Source organism: Amycolatopsis sp. NBC_01286, from assembly GCF_035982555.1.
Taxonomy (GTDB): Bacteria; Actinomycetota; Actinomycetes; order Mycobacteriales; family Pseudonocardiaceae; genus Amycolatopsis.
This window is the reverse complement of sequence record NZ_CP108428.1, coordinates 4373164-4394101: the sequence shown is the minus strand read 5'-3', so window position 1 is coordinate 4394101 and position 20938 is coordinate 4373164. Positions and strand designations below refer to the sequence as shown.

Here is a 20938-nt window from a genome sequence, read left to right as displayed (position 1 = left end):
GGAGATCCCATGCGCGTCCTGTTCACCGACACCCCCGAGCCGACGACGTTCATGCCGATGGCCCCGCTGGCCTGGGCGTTGCGCACGGCCGGGCACGAGGTCCGGTTCGCCGCGGCCCCGATGTTCGCCGAGACGATCACCCAGGCCGGGCTGACGGCCGTCCCGGTCGGTCGCGACGTCGACCTGTACCGCCGTCTCGACGCCGTGATGGGCGCGCTCGACCACAACGCGGAGCTGAAGGCCGAGTTCGAGGGCGTCTCCGACGAAGACGCCCTGGAGCTGCTGAAACTCGAGTCCGGGATGCCCGCGCCCTACGACGTCGCCGAGTACCCCGAGCGCGCCGACTGGGAGAAGATGCTGCCGGCCTACGCGGGCGCGGTGTGGACCGACCACAAACCCGAGAACTTCCCGATGATCGCCGGGCTCGTCGAGTTCGCCCGCGCCTGGGAGCCGGACCTGGTGCTGTGGGAGCCGTCGACCTACGCGGGCGCGATCGCGGCCAAGGCCTGCGGGGCGGCCCATGGCCGGCTCCTGGGCCGGCTCGACGCGTTCGGCGTCACCCGGTCGCACTACCGGCGGCTGATGGCGCAGCAGCCGGAAGACCAGCGCTACGACCCGTTCGCCGACTGGTACGAGGGCTACTGCGAGCGCTACGGCTTCGAGTTCTCCGAGGACATGGTCACCGGCCAGTTCAGCGTCGACCAGTTCCCCGGCTCGCTGCGGATGGCCGCCGACGACGTCGACTACCTGCCGATGCAGCACGTCCCCTACGGCGGCCCGGCGTCGGTGCCGCACTGGCTGTGGGCGGCCCCGACGCGCCCGCGCGTCGCGCTCACCCTGGGCAGCACCGCCGCCATCCGCTTCGACGGCTACACCGTGGACGTCCAGGACGTCCTCACCGCGCTCGGCGACCTCGACATCGAGGTGATCGCCACCGTCGCCGACAACGTCCGCGGCCGGCTCACCGCCGTGCCGCGCAACACCCGGATCGTGCCGTACGCGCCGCTGCACGCCCTCGCGCCGACCTGCGACGTCGTGATCAACCACGCCGGCGCGGGCACCTACCTGGCCGTCGCGCTGCACGGCGTCCCGCAGCTGACCCTGCCGTGGGACCTCGACGAGCCGGAGCTGGCGCGCCGCGCCACCGCGCACGGGTCGGCGCTGATGATCCGCGGCGACCACGCGACCGGCAAGGATGTCGCCGACGGCGTCGCGCGCCTGCTCGCCGAGCCGCGGTTCCGCGCGCGGGCCGTCGACCTGCGGGACGAGATGCTCGCGCTGCCCTCGCCCAACGACGTCGTCGGACAGCTGGAAGAGCTGACCGTGAAGTTCCGGACGCGCTGATGCGGATCCTGTTCACCGTCATCGCCGAGCGGACCATTTTCTGCTCGATGGTCCCGCTGGCCTGGGCGCTGCGGACGGCCGGCCACGAGGTGCGGGTGGCCTGCCAGCCGGCGTTCGCCGACGTGGTGACGCAGGCCGGGCTGACGGCCGTCCCGGTCGGGCGCGACGCGACGATCTGGCGGATGGAGAGCCTCGACCCGGCGCTGCTGGAGCAGGCGCGGGCCGGGCTGCCGAGCCCGTGGCGGGTGGTCGAGGACCCGGCCAACGCCGACTGGGAGGACCTGCGCGAGGGCCACCGCGTCGCCGTCGACGAGGGCCACAAGCTGGAGAACTTCCCGCTGATCAACGGCCTCGCCGAGTTCGCTCGGGCGTGGGAGCCGGACCTGGTGATCTGGGAGCCGCTGACCTACGCGGGCCCGATCGCCGCGAAGGCGTGCGGCGCGGCGCACGCCCGGTTGCTCTGGAGCCTCGACGTCTTCGGCGCGACCCGCGAGATCTACCGGCGGACGGCGAACGGCGCTCCCGAGGACCCGCTCGCGGACTGGCTGGGCGGTTACGGGCGCAAGTACGGCTTCGAGTTCAGCGAGGACATGACGACCGGGCAGTTCAGCATCGACCAGGTGCCGCCGTCGATCGGCCTGCGCGCCGGCGACCTGGACTACCGGCCGATGCAGTACGTCCCCTACGGCGGCCCGGCCGCCACCCCGGACTGGCTGCCCACCCAGCGCCCGCGCATCGGCCTCACCCTGGGCACCACGGCGACCGAGCACTTCGGCGGGTACGTCGTGAGCGTCGAAGACACCCTCGCCGAACTGTCCACATTGGACGTCGAGGTGGTCGCGACGGTCAAGGATCCCGCGTTCCCGATCCCGGCCAACGCGCGCGTGGTGCCCTTCGTCCCGCTGGACGCGCTGGCCCCGACCTGCGACGTCGTCATCGACCACGCCGGGCCGGGCACGTTCCTGACCGTGGCCCGCCACGGCGTCCCGCAGCTGACGGTCCCGTGGGACTTCGACGAGCCCGAGCTGGCCCGCCGCGCGGCCGCGCGGGGCGGGTCGCTCACCATCCGCGGCGACGGGGCGACCGGCGTCCGGATCCGCGAGGGCGTCGAACGGCTGCTGGCCGAACCCTCGTTCAAGACCCGCGCCGCGGACCTGCGTGACGAGCTGCGCGGCCTGCCGTCCCCCAACGACGTCGCCGAGGAGATCGAAGCCCTCGTCGAGAAGAACCGGTGAGCCCGATGCGCGTCCTGTTCGCCACCTACCCCGAGTCCACGGTGTTCCAGCCGATGGTGCCGCTGGCCTGGGCATTGCGCACGGCCGGGCACGAGGTCCGCGTCGCCGCTCCCCCGGTTTTCGCCGACACGATCACCGCGGCCGGGCTCACCGCGGTGCCGGTCGGGCGGGAACGCACGAACACCTGGCGGCGGCTGCTCTCCCTGGACCCCGCCGAAGCGGAAGCGGACCGGGCGGGCCTGCCGTCGCCGTACGACGCCGCGCTGCGCCCGGTGGGCGTCGAGGAAATGCGGGCCGGCTACGAGCGGATGATCGAGCACGGCCACAAGCTGAACAACTTCGCGCTGGTCCCCGGGCTCGTCGAGTTCGCCCGCGCGTGGCAGCCCGACCTGGTGATCTGGGAAGCCACGACGTACGCCGGCGCGATCGCGGCGAAGGCGTGCGGCGCGGCCCACGCGCGGTTCCTGTGGAGCCTCGACGTCTTCGGCGTGACGCGCGAACGCTTCCTTGCCCTCTCACCTGGCGCCGACCCCTTGAAGAACTGGCTCAGCGGGTACGGCCGCAAGTACGGCTTCGACTTCGACGAAAGCCTGATCACGGGCGAGTTCACGCTCGACGCGCTGCCCACGTCCCTGCGCCTGGACGCCGACCTCGACTACCGCTCGATGCAGTACGTCCCCTACAACGGCCCGTCGACGGTCCCGGACTGGCTGCAACGACCCCACGACCGCCCCCGGATCGGCCTCACCCTGGGCACGTCGGCCACGGAGCAGTTCGCCGGGTACACCGTGAGCGTCAAGGACATCCTCGCCGAGTTGTCCACTTTGGACGCCGAGGTGGTGGCCACCGTGGCGGACGACCTGGGCCCGGTCGACGCGCGCGTCGTCCCCTTCGTCCCGCTCGACGTCCTGGCCCCGACCTGCGACGTCGTCATCAACCACGCCGGACCGGGCACCTTCCTGACCGTCGCGCGCCACGGCGTCCCGCAGCTGACCGTGCCGTGGACGTTCGACGAGCCGGCGCTCGCCGCCCGCGCGGCCGCCCAGGGCGGCTCGCTCACCCTCCCCGGCGACCAGGCCACCCCCACGGCCATCCGGGAGCACGTCGCACGGCTGCTGACCGAACCGGAGTTCCGCGAGCGCGCCGCCGCGCTGCGCAAGGAAATCCGGACCCTGCCCACCCCCAACGAACTCGCCCACGAGCTAGCGCGGTGCCCGTCGTGAGTGGTTAGGGCGGTTAGAACCGCCCTAACCACTCACGACCGGCACCGCACGAAAGGTAGACCCGATGCGCATCCTGTTCACCACCGCCAACCAGGGCAGCATGTTCCAGCCGATGGTGCCGCTGGCCTGGGCCCTGCGCACGGCCGGGCACGAGGTCGTCGTCGCCACGCAGCCCGACTTCGTCGAGGAGGTGACGCAGGCCGGGCTCACCGCGGTCCCGGCGGGTCGCCAAGTCGACCCGCGACGGCTCCTCGTGGCCATGCAGGTCACCGAGGACATGCTCGAGGAGGCCCGCGAGGGCCTGCACCCGCCGTACGACGCCGTCGAGGACCCGTCGAAAGCCGACTGGGAGAGCATGCTCACCGGCTACGTCGACGACGTCGAGCGCTGCCGCTACGAGATCTTCTCGATGATCGGCGGGCTCGTCGAGTTCGCCCGGTCGTGGCAGCCGGACCTGGTCATCTGGGAGCCGTTCACCTACGCCGGGGCCATCGCGGCCAAGGCGTGCGGCGCCGCCCACGCGCGTCTCCTGTTCGGCGCCGACGTCTACGGCCGCGCCCGCGAGATCTTCCGCGGCTTCGGCCAGACCGAAGACCCGCTGGCCAAGTGGTTCGCCTCCTACGGCCGCAAGTACGGCTTCGACTTCACCGAGGACCTGATCACCGGCGACTTCACGATCGACCCGATGCCGGCCAGCCTGCAGTGCGAAGCCGACCTCAACTACCTGCACATGCGCAACGTCCCGTACGGCGGCGTCGCGATCGCGCCGTGGTGGCTGGAGATCAAGCCCGAGAAGCCGCGCGTCGCGCTCACCATGGGCCTGACCGCGACCGGCCACTTCGCCGGCTACACGATCGACATCCAGGACGTCCTCGACGCGCTCGCCGACCTCGACGTCGAGCTGTACGCGACCGTCCCGGAGGACGAGCAGGAGAAGCTGCGCAGCATCCCGGAGAACGCGCTGCTGATGCCGTACATCCCGCTGCACGCGCTCGCGTCGACGTGCTCGGTCGCGATCAACCACGCCGGCGTCGGCACGCTCTCGACGTTCGCGCTGCACGGCGTCCCCCAGCTGACCCTGCCGTACCACTTCGACGAGCCGCTGATCGGCCGCCGCTTCGCCGCGACCGGCGCCGGGCTGAACATGCACGGCATCCCGATCGACGCGGACACGATCCGCGCGAATGTCCTGCGGTTGCTGGAAGAACCGTCGTTCACCGAAGGGGCGGCGCGGCTGCGCGACGAGATGCACGCCCTGCCGACGCCGAACCAGCTGGTCGGCGAGCTGGAAGCGCTGACCGTCAAGCACCGCGGCGGTGCCTCGTGAAGGTCCTGTTCTGCGCGTTGCCGCAGCTGACGCACTTCTACGCCACGGTCCCGCTCGCCTGGGCGCTGCGCACGGCCGGGCACGAGGTGCGGTACGCGACCTCGCCCGACTTCGCCGAAGCCGTGACGGACGCCGGGCTCACCGCCGTCGCGGTCGGCCCGGCCGACGCCGAGGACGACGAGGAGATCGCCGAGGAAGCGCCGGCCGGGCTGCCCGCGCCGTACGACCTCGCGGAGTCGGGCTCCGACTGGACCGACGGCCACGCCGAGGCGTTCGACGCGATGGTCACCTACGCCTTCGGCGAGTTCAACGCGCCGATCCTCGACGACCTGGTCGCGTTCGCCCGCTCCTGGCAGCCCGATCTGGTGCTGTGGGAACCGTTCACCTACGCCGGCGCGTTCGCCGCGGCGGCGTGCGGGGCGGCGCACGGCCGGGTGCTGTTCGGTACGGACTTCCTCGGCGTCACGCACGAGTGGATCCACGCCCACGTCCCGGACGACCGGCTCACCGGGTGGCTGACTTCGACGGCCGCTTCGTTGGATGTTCCCTACACCGACGACCTGCGGTCCGGGCAATTCACCGTCGACCAGCTGCCGTCACCACTGCGGCTGGCTTCGCCGGAGCTGGAGTACGTCCCGGCGCGGTACGTCGCTTACGGCGGCCCGGCGGAAGTTCCCGCCTGGCTGCGGGAAACCCCGTCACGCCCGCGGATCGCGGTCACCCTGGGCACGTCCGCGACACTGGAGTACGGCGGCTACACCGTGCAGGTGACCGACCTGCTCGCCGTATTGTCCACAATGGACATCGAAGTCGTGGCAACGGTCGACGGGCCGGTGCCGGACAACGTGCGGGCGGTGCCGTACGTGCCGCTCGACGCCCTCGCCCCGACGTGCGCGGCGGCGATCCACCACGGCGGGTTCGGCACGCTGCTGACGTTCGCCCGCCACGGCGTCCCCCAGCTGACTCTGCCGCACGACTTCGACGCGCCCCTGCTCGGCCGCAAGCTCGCGGCCCAGGGCGCCGGGCTGACGGTCGACCCGGCCCAGGCCAGCGGCCGCCGGATCCGGTGGAGCGTCGAACAACTGCTGGGCAACACGGGCATCCGGGCCGCCGCGACCGCGCTGGCCGAGGAGATCGCCGCGATGCCGAGCCCCAACGACGTCGTCGCGCGGCTCGAAGAACTGACCACGAAACACCGCGGAGGCCGGCCGTGAAGGTCCTGTGCTGCGTCCTGCCCCAGCTGACGCACTTCTACGCGCTCGCGCCGCTCGCGTGGGCGCTGCGCACCGCCGGGCACGAGGTCCGGGTGGCGAGCACGCCGGGGTTCACCGACGCGATCACCCGCGCCGGCCTCACCGCCGTCCCGCTCGGCCACGACCCGGAACCCGACCCCGAGGACGACACGCCGGAAGCGCAGGAAGCGCGCGACGCGTTGCGGCGCGGGCTGCCGAAGCCATACGACCTGGCGGAGTTCACGCCGACGCCCGCCGACTGGACCGACGAGCGCGCCGAGGCGTTCGAGATGATGGTGACGTACGCGTTCGGCGAGGACAACGAGCCACTGCTGGACGGCGCGGTCGAGTTCGCCCGCGCGTGGCGGCCGGACCTGGTGCTGTGGGAGCCGTTCACCTACAGCGGCGCGCTGGCGGCCCACGCGTGCGGCGCCGCGCACGGCCGGGTGCTGTTCGGCACGGACTTCCTGGGCGTCACGCACGACTGGATCCGGCGTTTCACCGCCACCGACCGCCTCACCGAATGGCTCACGGAGACCGCGTCCCGCCACGGCCTCCCGTACGAGGATCACCTGCGGGCCGGGCACTTCACCCTCGATCCGCTCCCGCCGAGCCTTGCCGTTTCCCTGGACGCGCTGCCGGTCCGCTACACCCCGTACGGCGGCGCGGCGGTGGTCCCACCCTGGGTGACCAAGCCGCTCGACCGCCCCCGCGTCGCGCTGACGCTCGGCACGTCGGCGACGGAGTACTCGGGTTACACGGTGAACGTCCGCGACATCCTGGCCGCATTGTCCACAATGGACATCGAGGTGGTGGCGACGATCGCGGACCCGGAGTCACTGGGCCCGATCCCGTCGAACGCGCGAGTGGTCCCGTACGTCCCCCTGGACGCCCTGGCGGCCACGTGCACCGCGGCCATCCACCACGGCGGTTTCGGCACCCTGGCGACGTTCTCCCGCCACGGCGTCCCCCAGCTGACGCTCCCGTACGACTTCGACGCCCCCTTGCTGGCCCGCAAACTGGAGGAACAGGGAACGGGCCTGACAGTCCACTCGGACGACGCAACGGGCCCAGCCGTCCGCGACGCGCTACAACGGCTCCTCACAGAGCCGGGCTTCCGCACCCGAGCCCAGGCGCTACGCGCCGAAATCGAGGCCCAGCCGGGCCCGAACGACCTCGTCGCCCAGCTGGAGCAGCTCACCCGCAAGCACCAGCTCACCTGACGCCGTAAAGCCGTGAAGGCCTCCTTACCGGCCATAAGAGCCGGTAAGGAGGCCTTCACGGCTTTGAACGGAGCCGCGGGAGGATCAGTTGTACTGCAACGCGTCCAGGCCGATCGCCAGGCCGAGGGCCAGGCGGCGGTCGATCTCGTCGTCTTCCAGGCGCAGCAGGTAGTTGTCCGACAGCCGCGCGGTCTTCTCCACCGCGCCGACGACCTGGTCCTCGCCGCGGGTGAAGTCGAAGTGGTACTTCCAGAAGAACGGGACCTCGACGTCGCCCGGCCACGGGACCAGCTTCCAGATCCGGCGGAACGCCGCCATGCCCTGGCTGCGCTCGCTGACCGTCAGGCGGTCGCGGCCGTCCTGGTCGAGCACCCAGGTCGAGCGGTAGAAGGACTTGCCGAACTTCTTGCCGAACAGGCCGAGCACCTCTTCGTCGCCGTCGGCGCCCAGCACCTGGTACGCGCTGGACAGCTCTTCCACCTTGTGGGAACGGAACTTCGCGAGCACCGTTTCCTTGCTCTCGTCGGTGTAGAACGTCGCGTGTTCCTTGAACGTGAGGCGCTTCTCCTCGATGAAGGCGACCAGGTCACCCGGCTGGCCCTGACCGTCGTCCGCGTAGACGTGGTAGCGGATGACCATCAGCTTCTGCTTCTGCCGGATGTGGAACCGATCGTGCTTCTGCAGCTGGTGAATTTCCATGGGTCCCCCGTAAGCGGTCTAACCGATCATGGTTGCTCGATGCTAGCGCGGCCACCCCCGGCGAGCTGAACCGCGGGAACGGCGTACCGGCGCGCGATCTCGTGGAACACGTCCTTCGGTTCCCAGCGGTCCAGGTCGTCGGGATCGATCTTGACGACGCTGAACGACGCCATGTCCAGGTCCCGCAAGGGATCCGCGAAGTGCGGGTAGTCGCGCAACGCGAACGTGTAGACGAACGCGCCGTGGACGTCGTTGCGCGCGTAGACGTCGATCATGTCGCCGACGTAGGCGGCCTGCACCCGCTCGCTGCGGATGTTGCCCTTGCGGATCTTGGGCGGCACCGAGAGCCAGTTGACGATCTTGAACGATCCCGGCCCGCGCTGCGCGCCACCGACGTAGGCCCCGCAGCCGAACTCCGTGATGAGCAGCGGTTTCCCGGCGCGCGCGAGCCGTTCCCTCAGCCGCACCTCGAACTGCGCGGAGTTCGACGCCGTGCGGTAGAGGTTCACCCCGGCGTAGTCGAAGCCGGACCAGTCGACGTCCTCCCACGACGCCGCCGCGTAGGTGACCGGACCGCCGAACACCGGCTTGACGCGGCCCAGCGCCCGTGCCAGCAGCCGGTTCACCTTGCGGTTGATCCGCTTTTCGAACCGCCGCCGCCAGTGAATGGTGACGAGCAGCCGCATCGCCTCCGGCCTGCCGGGGATCATCCCGGCCAGGTGCAGGGAGAACTCGCAGCCGACGACCAGGTTGACGCGGCCGGGGAAGCCGCGCCGCAGCTGCTCGGCGGCCAGCGCGGCGACCTCGAGGGTGCGCAGCACCTTGCGCCGCCCGATGTCCACCGGGTGCGGTTCGATCCAGACGTCGAGGCCGGCCGTCAGGGCGTTGTGCGCTGCGGCGAACAGCTTCGGCAGGTCCATCCCGATCAGGATGACGTCGGTGCAGTGCAGCTGCTCCTTGATCGCGCGCAGGTCGTGCGCGGCGACCTCCTCGCTCACCTCGTCGACCTGCAGCGAGATCCCCTTGATCTCGAGGCTCATCCCGCGTCGCCGTTGGCCAGGGCGTCGGTGGCGTAGCGGTTGAGCAGGTCGCGCGCGGCCCGCACCTCGGCCGCCATCGGCCGGTCCTCGGCCAGCGGCGGGGAGATCCCGGCGAGCTCGGCCCAGATCCCGCCGTCGGGCGGCGGCGCGTCGGTCATCACGGCCAGCTGCGCGACGCCGAGGGCGAGCGAGCCGATCACCAGCCAGCCCAGCTCCAGGGCCTCGGCCACGGAGTTGGCGCCGTTGAGCGCCATCGGGACGTGGTCCTGGTTCCAGCCGTTGGTCGGCAACGTCGTCAGCGACGACGGGTAGACCAGCTGCCGGATCCGCGACACGAACGACGTCGCGCTGATGTGCACACCCGCCAGGCCGCAGCCGCGGCCGGCGCGCGGGGTCAGCATCGGCGGCAGGTCGCCGTTGGTGGCCGGGGACAGCAGCAGCCCCAGCTGCCGTTCGGCCAGGTAGACCGCCATGTGCATGGCGAGCCCGGTCTGGTCGGAAGCGAGCCCGACCGGCATCGCGTGGAAGTTGCCGCCGTGCAGCAGCCGCCCCTCGAAGGTGATCGGGTTGTCCTGGCAGCCGTCGACCTCCAGGGCCAGCACGTTGCCGACGTTGTCGAGCTGGTCGAGCACCGCGCCGAGCACCTGCGGCGCGCAGCGCAGGCTGTAGGGCTCCTGCAGCGGCCGCTTCGGGTCACGGGTCTGGCTGTCGGGCAGCTCACGCCGGATCCACTCGGCCGCGGTGAGCTGGCCGAGCTGGCCGCGCGCGATGCCGTGCCCGGCGTCGTAGTGCTCCGGGTTGGCACCCAGCAGCTTCGCGAGCCGGCCGGTCAGCATCGCGGCGGCCTGGACCAGCCGCAGCGACGACTGGTGGTTGACGATCGACTGGGCGAGGCTCGCGCCGGTGCCGTTGACGAACGCCAGCGCCTCCCGCACCGGCCAGTCGACCGGCTCGTGGCCCAGCGCGGCCAGCGCGTCCTTCGCGGGCACGGTGATCCACCGGCCGCCGCCGTCGCGGCGCCACGCCCGGCCCTGCCCGCCGAACGCCAGCGCGGCGTGCGCCAGCGGCTGCAGGTCCCCGCTGGCACTGACCGTGCCGTGCCGCGGGATCACCGGGGTGAAGCCCTTGTTCCACAGGTCGGCGAGGATCTGCCAGAACCGCGGCGTGACGGCGGAGTAGCCCTTGCGCATGTTCTGGATGCGCAGCCACAGGATCAGCCGTGAGACGTCGGGCGAGAGCGGTGCGCCCTGGCCGGTGCCGAGGTGGGAGATGAGCGAGCTGCCCTGCTCCATCTCGGAGTCGGCGTCGAACACCACCAGCGGCCCGAAGCCCTGGGTGAGCCCGTACACCGGCTTGTCGGCGGTCAGGTGCTCCTCGATGGTGCGCGCGCTCGCCCGCATCCGGGCGATGTCCGCGTCGTCGCACGGGTCGATCTTCGCGTCCCAGTCGGCGCTCCAGACGATCTCGCCCAGGTAAAGGGAACTGGTCAGCTCGCGGCCCTGGCTTTCGGCGATCGGTGTCACCTCGCTGCGACCTCCTCGTCGGGTGTGGTGGGGGCGGGAACGTGCCGCAGCTTGCCCAGGGCGGACCGGTCGATCCGGGGCACGACGTGCAGCTTGCGCGGCCGGACGCCCAGGCGGGCGAACGCGGCCGCGAGATCGAGGTCGGCGACCTCGGTGCCGGGCGTGAGGGCGACGAGCAGTTCGACGTGCTCGCCGATCTTCGGGTCGGTGACCGGCAGCAGCGCGAGGTCGGCGCAGTCGAGCACGGCCCGCAGGGCGTATTCGGCGTCGTCCAGGTTGATCCGGCGGCCGTTGACCTTGACCAGGCGCCCGGCCCGGCCGGCGTGCCGGAACGAGCGCTCGCCGAGCGGCACGACCCGGTCGTCGGCCTCCCAGGACGCCGGCTCCGGTTCGCCGGGCCGGAACGCCAGCCGCGGGCTGGTGACGGCCAGCGGCACCTCGGCACCCGACGTCACCCGGCCCGCGAACTCGACGTCCGGGAACAGCTGCCACTCCGGCGGCTCGCCCTCACGCCAGGTGCGCGTCGCGATGCCGCCCGCCTCGGTGGAGCCGAGCACCTCGACCAGCAGGGCCCGCTCGGGGCCGAGCTCGCGCAGCAGGTCACCCGCGGTGGCCGGCAGCATGGCGCCGCCGTAGAGCACGGTGAGGTGGTCGAGCCCGCGCACCCAGTCCAGGTGGCGCAGCAGCAGCTCGAAGATCCACGGCGTCGCCATCACCACCGGGCGGCCGCCGATGTCGGGCAGGGTGCCGTAGAAGCCGTCGCGGTACCACGCCGGCACGCGCAGGCGGGCCGGGACGAGCACCGTGGCCAGCGCGCCGAACAGGTGGACCGGCGGCACGAACGAGACGACGGCGTCCGGCCGACCGGGCGCCACGAGGTCGGCGAGCATCCCCGCCTCGGCCCACACCTTCGGCCCGTACCGCCGCCACTGCCGGCGCGGCCCGGTGGTGCCCGAGGTGTGGAAGTCGACGACGGCGGGCAGCGCGTCCGGCCCGATCGCCGGCTCGCGGTCCCACCGGACCTGCCAGGCGCGCCCGGTCACCTCCGGCGCCGCGAACCCGGGCGTGAGCAGCTCGTGCGGGGTCAGCTCCGCGTATCCCATCCCCCTAGCCCAGCGTCTCGGCGAGCTGGATCAGGTACTTGCCGTATTCGGAGCTCTTCATCGCCTCGCCGGAGGCCCGGCACCGCTCGGCGTCGATGTAGCCCATGCGCAGCGCGATCTCCTCCAGGCAGGCGACCCGGACGCTCTGGCGCTTTTCGATCACCTGAACGTATTGGCTGGCGGCGAGCAGGGAGTCGTGTGTCCCGGCGTCGAGCCAGGTGAACCCGCGGCCGAGCCGGCACAGCTGCGCGCGGCCCTCCTTGAGGTAGGCCTTGTTGACGTCGGTGATCTCCAGTTCGCCCCGCGCCGACGGCTCGATGCCGCGGGCGATCTCGACGGCGTCGGAGTCGTAGAGGTACAGCCCGGTGATCGCGTTGTCGGAACGCGGGCGCAGCGGTTTCTCCTCGATCGACACGAGGGAGCCGCGCTCGTCCGTTTCGCCGATGCCGTAGCGCTCGGGATCGGAGACCGGGTAACCGAACAGCGTGCAGCCGTCGAGGCGCTCGCGCGCGGCGCGCAGGATTCGGGAAAACCCGGCACCGTGGAAGATGTTGTCGCCGAGGATCAACGCGGACGGATTCCCGTCGATGTGGTCCGCGCCGATCAGGAGCGCTTCGGCGATGCCGCGCGGCTGGTCCTGCTCGGCGTAGCTGATGTCGAGCCCCAGGTCGGAGCCGTCACCGAGCAGCGCGCGCAGGGCCGGGATGCTGTCGGGCGTCGAGATGACCAGGATCTCCCGGATGCCGGCGAGCATCAGCACCGAAAGCGGGTAATAGACCATCGGCTTGTCGTAGACCGCGAGCAGCTGCTTAGACGTCGCCTTCGTCAGGGGGTACAACCGCGAACCGGTTCCGCCGGCGAGAACGATTCCTTTCATGGCCTTGTTCATTTTCTGGGTCCATTCGTCGATATACGTCGACCGCGAGGCGAGAATGAGAATGCCGCGATGTGGATATCGGGAACACTAGGCAAGGCGACGCGGGGGCGTCAATGGTGCGGGCACCGCATCGAAGCGCTTCTCCCCGATGGCCGCGCGGCGGCGATTTCCGGTCGCGCTCCCAGCCGGTCCGGGAACGCGCCGCCGCGGGCCGGACGTCCCGCCGGCGGGACGCCGGGCCCGCGCGCGGCACCCGGCGGACCGGCGCGGAACCGGTGCCGAGTCCGACGTGGACACAGCCCGCCCAACTTGTCAAAGGCCTACAGCGGTGCCAGAATCCACCTGGTCACCGAGGTGGTCCGCCTCTGCGCGGCATCGCCCGCGCACCCGGGCCACCGTCGGCCGGACGCGGGCCCCGAAGAGGCCCGTACCACTGGGGCACCTGGGGGCGCTTTGGACACGACCGTTTCGGCACGAGGCTCGTGCACGACCGGCAGCGGCGGACGCGGACGCGCGCGCCGGGCCGGGGAGCCAACGGACAAACCCGAATGATCTTCATTTAGTCCACGGCGTGGACTAACCGGCAGGACCCCGTCCGGGCGGCGGGACGTGTGCCCGGGATCACTTTTCCAATCCACCACACCGTTGTGGTGCTATCCCGGAATGGGACGGCGAGGGCGGCCGCGCGCCGTTCCGATCCCCGCGGCCGGGCACCCCGGCGAGCGGCACCGCCCGCATTCCGGAACGGCGCGCGAAGCCGCCCCGCGGAATCCCGGAAAACCCGCCCCGCACCATGCCCGCGTGTAGGGTGCTGACACCAAGGAATTCACCCGATCGTGGAAGGAGGAGAAGGCCAATGGGGAGGAGTACAGGGCGGCCCGGCGATCACGTTCGCCGGGTCGAGGTCGTCTATGTCGATGACGCCTAGGAGACGAATGGTGATGATGACGAGCAAAGAGGGCAGCATTCCGCGGCACGCCGAACCGGCCGGCAGCCCGCGGGACACCGACCGGTCACCGGTCGCGTCGCCCCCGGGCCGGCTGGCCGGCCGGCCGTTCACCGACGGGATGCTGACCAGGCGGACCAGCCTCAACCTGCCACCCCAGATCCCGCTCGACGAGTGGAGCAGGATCGGCCACGAGATCTTCGTGATCTCGGAGTCCTCGACGTGGTGGCTGGGCGACTGGTTGATCTACGGGCAGGCGCAGTACCCCGACCGCTACATGCACGCGATCGCGAAGACGTCGCTGGACTATCAGACGCTCCGCAACTACGCGTGGGTGGCGCGGCGGTACTCGGTGACCCGCCGCCGGCCGGCGCTCAGCTTCCAGCACCACGCGGAGCTGGCGAGCCTGCCGGAGGAACAGCAGGAGAACTGGCTCGATCGGGCGGAGAAGTTCAGCTGGTCCCGCAACGAGCTGCGCAACCGGGTCCGGGCCAGCCGCAAGGCGGCGCGGGCGGCGGACGACGAGGGCGGCAGCGACGTCCTCAGCATCGAGATGAACGTGCCGGCGGACCGGAAGCAGCGATGGCTCGAGGCCGCCAGCACGACGAAGCAGGACCTGCTCTCGTGGATCGTGTCCATTTTGGACAACGCGGCGGACACCGTGATCGGGCTGCCGGGCGACGACCACGCGATATCGGGGAAGAAGGAAGGCTGACCGCCTTCCGACGCACCACCGGGGAAACCGAGTTCGACCGAAGTTCACTGGGGACTGGGGAAAGACTTTAACTCGGGTTCACCACCAGCGGCAGGCATTCCGTGCGGGAGTGCCTGCCGCTGTCTATTACTCCCGAAGAAACTCCCGACGAAAACTCCCGACGAAAACTCCACGGAAGCGAGGACCCGTCATGTCCGGCAGCAGGTTGTTCACCTCGGAGTCGGTGACCGAAGGGCACCCCGACAAGATTTGCGACGCCATCAGCGACTCGATCCTGGACGGGCTGCTGTCGAAGGACCCGCGCAGCCGCGTCGCGGTCGAGACCCTGATCACCACCGGCCAGGTCCACGTCGCCGGTGAGGTGACCACCGAGGCCTACGCCGACATCCCGACGATCGTGCGGGACGTGATCCTGCGGATCGGGTACGACTCCTCGGCGAAGGGGTTCGACGGCAACTCGTGCGGCGTCAACGTCGCGATCGGGTCGCAGTCGGCCGACATCGCCCAGGGCGTCGACACCGCCTACGAGTCCCGCGTCGAGTCCGACGAGGACGAGATCAACCGCCAGGGTGCGGGTGACCAGGGCCTGATGTTCGGTTACGCGTGCTCCGACACCCCGGAGCTGATGCCCTTGCCGATCGCCCTCGCTCATCGGCTTTCCCGTCGCTTGACCGCGGTCCGGAACGACGGCGTGCTGCCGTACCTGCGTCCCGACGGCAAGACGCAGGTGACCATCGAGTACGCGGGCGATCGGCCCGTCCGGCTGGACACGGTCGTGGTCTCGTCGCAGCACGCGGACGGCATCGACCTCGACCGCATGCTGGGCGTCGACGTGAAGGACCACGTCGTCGAGCCGGAGCTGGCGGACCTCGGGATCGACACGTCCGGCGCGCGGCTGCTGGTCAACCCCACGGGCCGGTTCGTGATCGGTGGTCCGATGGGTGACGCGGGGCTGACCGGTCGCAAGATCATCGTCGACACCTACGGCGGCATGGCCCGCCACGGTGGTGGCGCGTTCTCGGGCAAGGACCCGTCGAAGGTCGACCGTTCCGCGGCGTACGCCATGCGCTGGGTCGCCAAGAACGTCGTTGCCGCCGGGCTGGCGACGCGGACCGAGGTGCAGGTCGCGTACGCGATCGGCAAGGCGGCGCCGGTGGGGTTGTTCGTGGAGACGTTCGGGACGGAGACGGTGGATCCGTCGAAGATCCAGCAGGCCATCACCGAGGTGTTCGACCTGCGGCCCGCGGCGATCATCCGCGATCTGGACCTGCTGCGCCCGATCTACGCCCCGACCGCCGCGTACGGCCACTTCGGCCGTCCGGAGCTGAACCTCCCCTGGGAGAGCACCGCCCGCGCCGCGGACCTGAAGGCCGCCACCGGCGCCTGACCTGCCGTGAGGGGCACCTTCAGGGACATATAAGCCCTGAAGGTGCCCCTCACGACGTTCGGTCGGCCCAGTCCGGGGCGAGGATGGCCCAGATTTCCTTGTCGTAGCGGGCGCCGTCGTACGGCCAGTACTCGCGCAGGACGCCTTCGCGGACCATGCCGAGGCGTTCGGCCACCGCCGAGCTGCGGACGTTGTCCGCGCGGCAGCGCCACTCCACGCGGTGCAGGCCGCGCGTGGTGAACGCCCAGTCGAGCAGGACCTCGCAGGCCCGTGTGACCAGGCCGTGGCCCTCGGCGCCCGGTTCCAGCCAGCAGCCGATCTCGCACGAGCCCACACCCGCGTCGAACTCCACGAACATCACGCCGCCGACCAGCACGCCGTCGAGCCGGATCCCGAACAGCCGGCCGCCGTCGGCGGCCTGGCGCTCGGCGTACCGGCGCAGGGTCGCCCGCGCGCCCTCGACGTCGTCGGTGACGAACGCCGGCCCGACCCACGGCCGGATGTGCTCGCGCGCCCGCTCGAGGTGCCCGGCGAACTCCTCGGCCTGCCACGGCTCCAGCGGCTCGAGCCGGGCGTTTTCCGTCAACGGTCTGAAGAACACGGCTGCCCCCATTCACACAACGACTGTTATGCTAACACGCGTGCCGCGCCCCAAGGGAGACCACGAAGCCCGCCGCCGCGACGTCTCCGAGGCGGTCTGGCGCGTCCTGACCGCACACGGGTTCGGCGGCCTGACGATGCGCGCCGTCGCGGCCGAGCTGGGCGCCACCACCGGCCTGCTCACCCACTACTTCAGCGGTAAACAGGAGCTGCTCGCGCACGCGCTCGACCTGCTGGACGAGCGCACGAGCACCCGCGCCCGCCGGACCACCGGCCCGGGCCTCGCCGCGGTGCGCGCGAGGCTCCTGGACATCCTGCCGCTGACCGCCGACGCGACCACGGGCAACCGGATCTGGGTGTCCTCCTGGGACACCGCGCTGGCCGACCCGGCGCTGAGCGTCGCGTACGCACGGAAGTACGCCGAGAGCCGCGACCGCCTGCGCGACCTGATCGTCGAAGCACAACACCTAGGCGAGCTGCGCCCCGGCGACCCCGAGCGCATCGCCGCGGGCGCGCTCGCGTTCACGCTCGGCCTGGTCGTCCAAGCACTGTTCGACCCGCAGGCGTTCCCACCGGACCGGCAGGCCGACCTGCTCGACGACCACCTCGCGACCCTGGTGGACCCGCATTTCCCGGCGACCGGATGAGTCCGTGTTAGCCTGTCGCCGTGCAGCGCCTGATGACGTCCTCGCGACTCGTAACCCGGCGCGCCGGCTGAACCAGGTCGCCGGCGCGCAGCGCTGACGACCCATGTTCTGCCCCCGGGGCCTGGCCCGGATCCCCTGAGAACCCGACTTCCGGAGATCCGTCATGGCCCCCACGTCTTTCGCCAGTTCCCTGCTGGTCCGCCGCCGCATCGCCACGTACTTCACCGGCGGCGCCGCGGGAATCCCCGCCCTGGTCGGCACCCTCACCCAGCAGGCAAGCATGATCCACGAACTCTCGGTCGACATCCGCGACGGCGTCCGTGAGAGTTCACTGGCCTGCGCGCTCCTGCTCCCGGACGAGGAGACGGGCCGCTTGCTCGACCGCCTGCGCGAACTCCCGACGGTCGTCTCGGCCGAACTCGCCTGACACGCAGGTCCACAACGAACCCCGATGACGTCTGCCCCGGAGGGCCGCGCGACGCCGGAAGGTCGTGAGTGGTAATTCGGGTTCTAACCCGAATTACCACTCACGACGAGCCGCGGCAGACCTCAGAACCGGTCCACGTCCAGGCCGACGTGCGGCCGATGACTGGACTTGCCGGTCCAAAAAACTCTCGGCACCCTGGAGGAGTCCACCAGATTTCCGTTGCACAGGAGCACTTCCCATGGCACTCGACCAGTACTACCTCCTCGGCCGCTCGGGGCTGCGCGTCAGCCGGCTCGCGTTGGGGACGATGAACTTCGGCACCGGTGGCTTCCACGCCGCCTACGGGAAGACCGAGGACGAGGCCCGCCCGATCTTCCGCGGCTACCTCGACGGCGGTGGCAACTTCATCGACACCGCCGACTTCTACACCGCCGGGGAGAGCGAAACCATCCTCGGCAAGCTCATCGCCGAAGCGAACGTCCGCGAAAAAGTCGTGCTCACCACCAAGTTCACCAACAGTGTCGCCGACGGCGACCCGAACGCGGGCGGCAACGGGCGCAAGCACATGATCCGCGCCCTCGAGGCGTCGCTGCGCCGGCTCGGCACCGACTACGTCGACCTCTTCCTGCTGCACACCTGGGACCGGCTCACCCCGGTCGAGGAGGTCGTGCGCACGTTCGACGACCTCGTCCGCGCGGGCAAGATCCGCTACGCCGGCCTGTCCGACGTGCCCGCCTGGTACGCCTCGCGCGCGCAGACCTACGCCGAGGCGAACGCGCTCACGCCGGTGATCAACCTGCAGCTGCCGTACTCCCTGGTGCAGCGCCAGATCGAGACCGAGCACGTCCCGCTGGGCCAGACACTCGGCCTCGGCGTCACGGCGTGGAGCCCGCTGGCCGGCGGTTTCCTCACCGGCAAATACCGCACCGGGACCGAAGGCCGGTTCGCCGACCCGGACGCCCAGACCTGGACCGACCGCGACTGGCAGCTGCTCAAGCCCCTGGAAGAGGTCGCGGGCAAGCTCGGCGTGACGATGGCCCAGGTCGCGCTCAACTGGGTCGCCACCCAGCCGGGCATCGCGTCCGCGATCGTCGGCGCCAGCAGCGCCGATCAGCTCGGCGCCAGCATGGCCGCCCTCGACTTCGAGATCCCCGCCGAGCTGCGCACGCTCCTCGACGAGGCGAGCGCGCTCCCCCCGGCGTCGGTCTACCAGATGTTCACCCCGGGCTACCAGAACTGGATCGTCACCCCGGGCCTGAAGGTCGGCGACAAGCCCGAGGGCTACGCGCCGAGCGTGCGGAACTGGGTCTAGGCCACCACTTCCCCGCCCTGCACCACGTGCCGGAACGGCCGGGTCAGCACCCCGATGTCGGCCAGCGGGTCGCCGTCCACCACCACGAGGTCCGCGTGCGCGCCGATGGCGAGGGTGCCGATCTCGCCCGTCAGGTTCAGCAGGTCCGCGGCCGTGGACGTTGCCGCGCGGATCACCTCCAGGGGTGACTGGACTTCGGCTCGCAGGCGGAACTCGTGGTTCTGGTGGCGGTGCATGCCGCCCAGGAGGTCGGTGCCGTAGACCAGCTTGACGCCGCCGCGGGCCGCTCGCTCCAGGGCGGCGAGGCCCGCGTCGAGGACCTCGTCCACCTTGCGCCAGCTCGATTCCGGCAGGCCGTGCTCGCGGCCTTCCTCCTTGAGCGCCCAGTACGTCACCAGCGTCGGCACGAGGTACGCGTCCTGCGAAACGAACAGCTCGACACTGCGGTCGTCGAGGAGGTTGCCGTGTTCGATCGAGCGGACGCCCAGCTCCAGCGCCCGGTTGACGGCGCGGGCGGTGTACGCGTGCGCGGCGACGTACCGGTTCGCCGCCTCCGCCTCCTCGACGATCGCGCGCAGTTCGTCGGCCGAGTACTGCGTCGAGTCGATCCGGTCGGTCGGGGACGCGACGCCGCCCGAGGCCATCACCTTGAGGTGGTGGGCGCCCTTGCGCAGCTCGTCGCGCGCCGCGACGCGGACCGCGTCGACGCCGTCGGCGATCCGGTTGAGGCCCGCGCAGCACGGGTGGTCGTCCCGGACGTGGGTGCCGCGGGTGCGGCTGTCGCCGTGCCCGCCGGTCTGGCTCAGCGCCTTGCCGCAGAACAGCAGCCGCGGCCCGCGGAACAGCCCCTCCGCCTGCGCGTCGGCGAGGCCGTAGTCGGCGCCCGCGACGTCGCGGACCGTGGTGAAACCGCGGTCGAGCATCGCGCTCATGATGCGCGCGGCCTGAGCCGCCGCGTAGGCCGGTGACTGCGCCGGCAGCGAGCCGAGGTCCGCGGTCGACGCGGCGACGTGCACGTGCGCGTCGATCAGCCCGGGCAGCACGACGGCGCCGCGCAGGTCGAGCGTCCGCACGTCGGCGGCGGCCGGCCCCGGCCCGGCCTCGGCGATCCGGCCGTCGGCGCACCGCAGGTCCCCCTCGGTGTACTCCCCCGTCAGCGGGTCGAGCAGGCGGGCGTTGCGCAGGAGCAGCGAAGAGGTCACCACGCCATTGGATCGGGCCGCCGCCCCGGATTCAACTGTGACCCAGCTCACGTCGTCGTCGCGACGGTTTCCGGCGCTCCCGCCGGTCTTGATCCCGACCGCACCGCACCACCCCCGGAGGGCCCGATGTCCCACTCCAGCCAGACCGCCGTCGTCACCGGAGCCGGCCGCGGCTTCGGGCGCGCGATCGCCGCCGCGCTCGTCGCCGACGGCCACACCGTCGTCGGCATCGCACGCAGCGAAGCCGACCTCGACGCGGCCCGGGACGAGCTCGGCGAGCGCTTCGTGCCCGTCGCCGCCGACGCGACCGAGGACACGCTCGCGCGAGACGTCATCCACGAGCACCGGCCGGCGCTGCTCGTGCTCAACGCCGGGGCCGTGCCGCCGATGGCGCCGATCCACGAACAGACCTGGGAGACCTTCAGCCGCAACTGGCACGTCGACACCCGGCACGTCTTCGCCTGGACGCGCGCCGCGCTGCGGGAACCCCTCGCGCCCGGCGGGGTCGTCGTGTCGATGTCGAGCGGGGCCGCCCTCGGCGGGTCGCCGCTCAGCGGCGGGTACGCCAGCGCGAAGGCCGCGGTCCGGTACCTGCGCGGGTACGCCGCCGGCGAGTCGGACCGCGCCGCGCTGGGCCTGCGGTTCGTCACGTTGCTGCCGCAGCTGACACCGACCGCGGGTGTCGGCGCGGCGGGCGTCACCGGCTACGCCGCGCGCGCCGGCGTCGACCGCGACGCCTTCATCGAGGGCCTGCAGCCGGTCCTGACGCCGGAGCAGGTCGCGAAGGCCGTCCTCGACGTCGCTTCGGACGCCGGAAGCGCCGCGGAGTACCAGGTCGACGGTTCCGGGCTGCGCGCGCTCTAACGTGGACGGGAC

General features: G+C 71.4%; 19 protein-coding genes. 12 read left to right on the top strand and 7 right to left on the bottom strand.

Annotation, left to right across the window (positions count from 1 at the left end; all coding sequences use genetic code 11):
• Nucleotides 1-9 precede the first annotated feature (9 nt).
• The 6 genes from OG570_RS21270 (at nucleotide 10) to OG570_RS21245 (ending at nucleotide 7584) form a co-directional block, all read left to right on the top strand.
• The gene (locus OG570_RS21270) at nucleotides 10-1344 is read left to right on the top strand and encodes an activator-dependent family glycosyltransferase (protein WP_326958658.1); all 1335 of its coding nucleotides are present in this window, start codon (nucleotides 10-12) and stop codon (nucleotides 1342-1344) included.
• Nucleotides 1344-2579: a nucleotide disphospho-sugar-binding domain-containing protein gene (locus OG570_RS21265; RefSeq protein ID WP_326958656.1), complete on the top strand. Its 1236-nt coding sequence runs from the start codon at nucleotides 1344-1346 to the stop codon at nucleotides 2577-2579. The genes OG570_RS21270 and OG570_RS21265 overlap by 1 nt, the downstream gene beginning before the upstream one ends.
• 5 nt (nucleotides 2580-2584) lie before the next feature.
• Nucleotides 2585-3802 carry a nucleotide disphospho-sugar-binding domain-containing protein gene (locus OG570_RS21260; protein WP_326960113.1) on the top strand — a complete coding sequence of 406 codons (1218 nt, stop codon included), beginning with the start codon at nucleotides 2585-2587 and terminating at the stop codon, nucleotides 3800-3802.
• A 64-nt stretch (nucleotides 3803-3866) separates the two neighbouring features.
• Nucleotides 3867-5129 (top strand): activator-dependent family glycosyltransferase, encoded by a 1263-nt coding sequence (locus tag OG570_RS21255; RefSeq protein WP_326958653.1) that lies wholly within the window; start codon nucleotides 3867-3869, stop codon nucleotides 5127-5129.
• Nucleotides 5126-6343, top strand: coding sequence for a nucleotide disphospho-sugar-binding domain-containing protein (locus OG570_RS21250; RefSeq protein WP_326958650.1), 1218 nt, complete (start codon nucleotides 5126-5128; stop codon nucleotides 6341-6343). The genes OG570_RS21255 and OG570_RS21250 overlap by 4 nt, the downstream gene beginning before the upstream one ends.
• Nucleotides 6340-7584, top strand: coding sequence for a nucleotide disphospho-sugar-binding domain-containing protein (locus tag OG570_RS21245; protein ID WP_326958648.1), 1245 nt, complete (start codon nucleotides 6340-6342; stop codon nucleotides 7582-7584). Before OG570_RS21250 ends, OG570_RS21245 begins: the two co-directional genes overlap by 4 nt.
• An 84-nt stretch (nucleotides 7585-7668) precedes the next feature.
• On the opposite strand, the gene OG570_RS21240 is transcribed toward OG570_RS21245, so the two are convergent.
• From OG570_RS21240 to rfbA, 5 genes are read right to left on the bottom strand one after another with little or no spacing between them, the layout of a single operon-like run.
• A complete protein-coding gene (locus tag OG570_RS21240) occupies nucleotides 7669-8283 on the bottom strand; it encodes a hypothetical protein (protein ID WP_326958646.1) in 615 nt (204 codons plus the stop codon).
• A gap of 26 nt (nucleotides 8284-8309) precedes the next feature.
• Nucleotides 8310-9323: a hypothetical protein gene (locus OG570_RS21235; protein ID WP_326958644.1), complete on the bottom strand. Its 1014-nt coding sequence runs from the start codon at nucleotides 9321-9323 to the stop codon at nucleotides 8310-8312.
• Nucleotides 9320-10846 (bottom strand): aromatic amino acid ammonia-lyase, encoded by a 1527-nt coding sequence (locus OG570_RS21230; RefSeq protein ID WP_326958642.1) that lies wholly within the window; start codon nucleotides 10844-10846, stop codon nucleotides 9320-9322. The genes OG570_RS21235 and OG570_RS21230 overlap by 4 nt, the downstream gene beginning before the upstream one ends.
• On the bottom strand, nucleotides 10843-11949 hold the full coding sequence (locus tag OG570_RS21225) for a long-chain fatty acid--CoA ligase (RefSeq protein ID WP_326958640.1): 1107 nt from the start codon (nucleotides 11947-11949) through the stop codon (nucleotides 10843-10845). Before OG570_RS21225 ends, OG570_RS21230 begins: the two co-directional genes overlap by 4 nt.
• 4 nt (nucleotides 11950-11953) lie before the next feature.
• A complete protein-coding gene (gene rfbA / locus OG570_RS21220; protein WP_247063580.1) occupies nucleotides 11954-12826 on the bottom strand; it encodes a glucose-1-phosphate thymidylyltransferase RfbA in 873 nt (290 codons plus the stop codon).
• A 941-nt stretch (nucleotides 12827-13767) separates the two neighbouring features.
• On the opposite strand from rfbA, the gene OG570_RS21215 reads away from it, so the two are divergent.
• Both OG570_RS21215 and metK read left to right on the top strand, forming a co-directional pair.
• On the top strand, nucleotides 13768-14487 hold the full coding sequence (locus OG570_RS21215) for an LmbU family transcriptional regulator (protein ID WP_326958638.1): 720 nt from the start codon (nucleotides 13768-13770) through the stop codon (nucleotides 14485-14487).
• Between the two features lie 190 nt (nucleotides 14488-14677).
• Entirely contained in the window at nucleotides 14678-15874 is a 1197-nt protein-coding gene (metK, locus tag OG570_RS21210) for a methionine adenosyltransferase (RefSeq protein ID WP_326943874.1), read from the top strand.
• A 49-nt stretch (nucleotides 15875-15923) separates the two neighbouring features.
• Here metK and OG570_RS21205 read toward each other — a convergent pair whose 3' ends face one another.
• On the bottom strand, nucleotides 15924-16475 hold the full coding sequence (locus tag OG570_RS21205; protein WP_326958636.1) for a GNAT family N-acetyltransferase: 552 nt from the start codon (nucleotides 16473-16475) through the stop codon (nucleotides 15924-15926).
• A gap of 40 nt (nucleotides 16476-16515) precedes the next feature.
• On the opposite strand from OG570_RS21205, the gene OG570_RS21200 reads away from it, so the two are divergent.
• The 3 genes from OG570_RS21200 to OG570_RS21190 all read left to right on the top strand — a co-directional run bounded on the left by OG570_RS21200 (nucleotide 16516) and on the right by OG570_RS21190 (nucleotide 18860).
• Nucleotides 16516-17121: a TetR/AcrR family transcriptional regulator gene (locus OG570_RS21200; RefSeq protein ID WP_326958634.1), complete on the top strand. Its 606-nt coding sequence runs from the start codon at nucleotides 16516-16518 to the stop codon at nucleotides 17119-17121.
• A 163-nt stretch (nucleotides 17122-17284) separates the two neighbouring features.
• Complete coding sequence (locus OG570_RS21195; RefSeq protein ID WP_326958632.1) at nucleotides 17285-17548, top strand: hypothetical protein; 264 nt, start codon at nucleotides 17285-17287, stop codon at nucleotides 17546-17548.
• 238 nt (nucleotides 17549-17786) lie between these two features.
• Entirely contained in the window at nucleotides 17787-18860 is a 1074-nt protein-coding gene (locus OG570_RS21190) for an aldo/keto reductase (protein WP_326958630.1), read from the top strand.
• Here OG570_RS21190 and OG570_RS21185 read toward each other — a convergent pair.
• Entirely contained in the window at nucleotides 18857-20062 is a 1206-nt protein-coding gene (locus tag OG570_RS21185; protein WP_326958628.1) for a metal-dependent hydrolase family protein, read from the bottom strand. The genes OG570_RS21190 and OG570_RS21185 overlap by 4 nt on opposite strands.
• 126 nt (nucleotides 20063-20188) lie before the next feature.
• On the opposite strand from OG570_RS21185, the gene OG570_RS21180 reads away from it, so the two are divergent.
• Entirely contained in the window at nucleotides 20189-20926 is a 738-nt protein-coding gene (locus OG570_RS21180; RefSeq protein WP_326958626.1) for an SDR family oxidoreductase, read from the top strand.
• The last annotated feature ends 12 nt before the right edge of the window (nucleotides 20927-20938 follow it).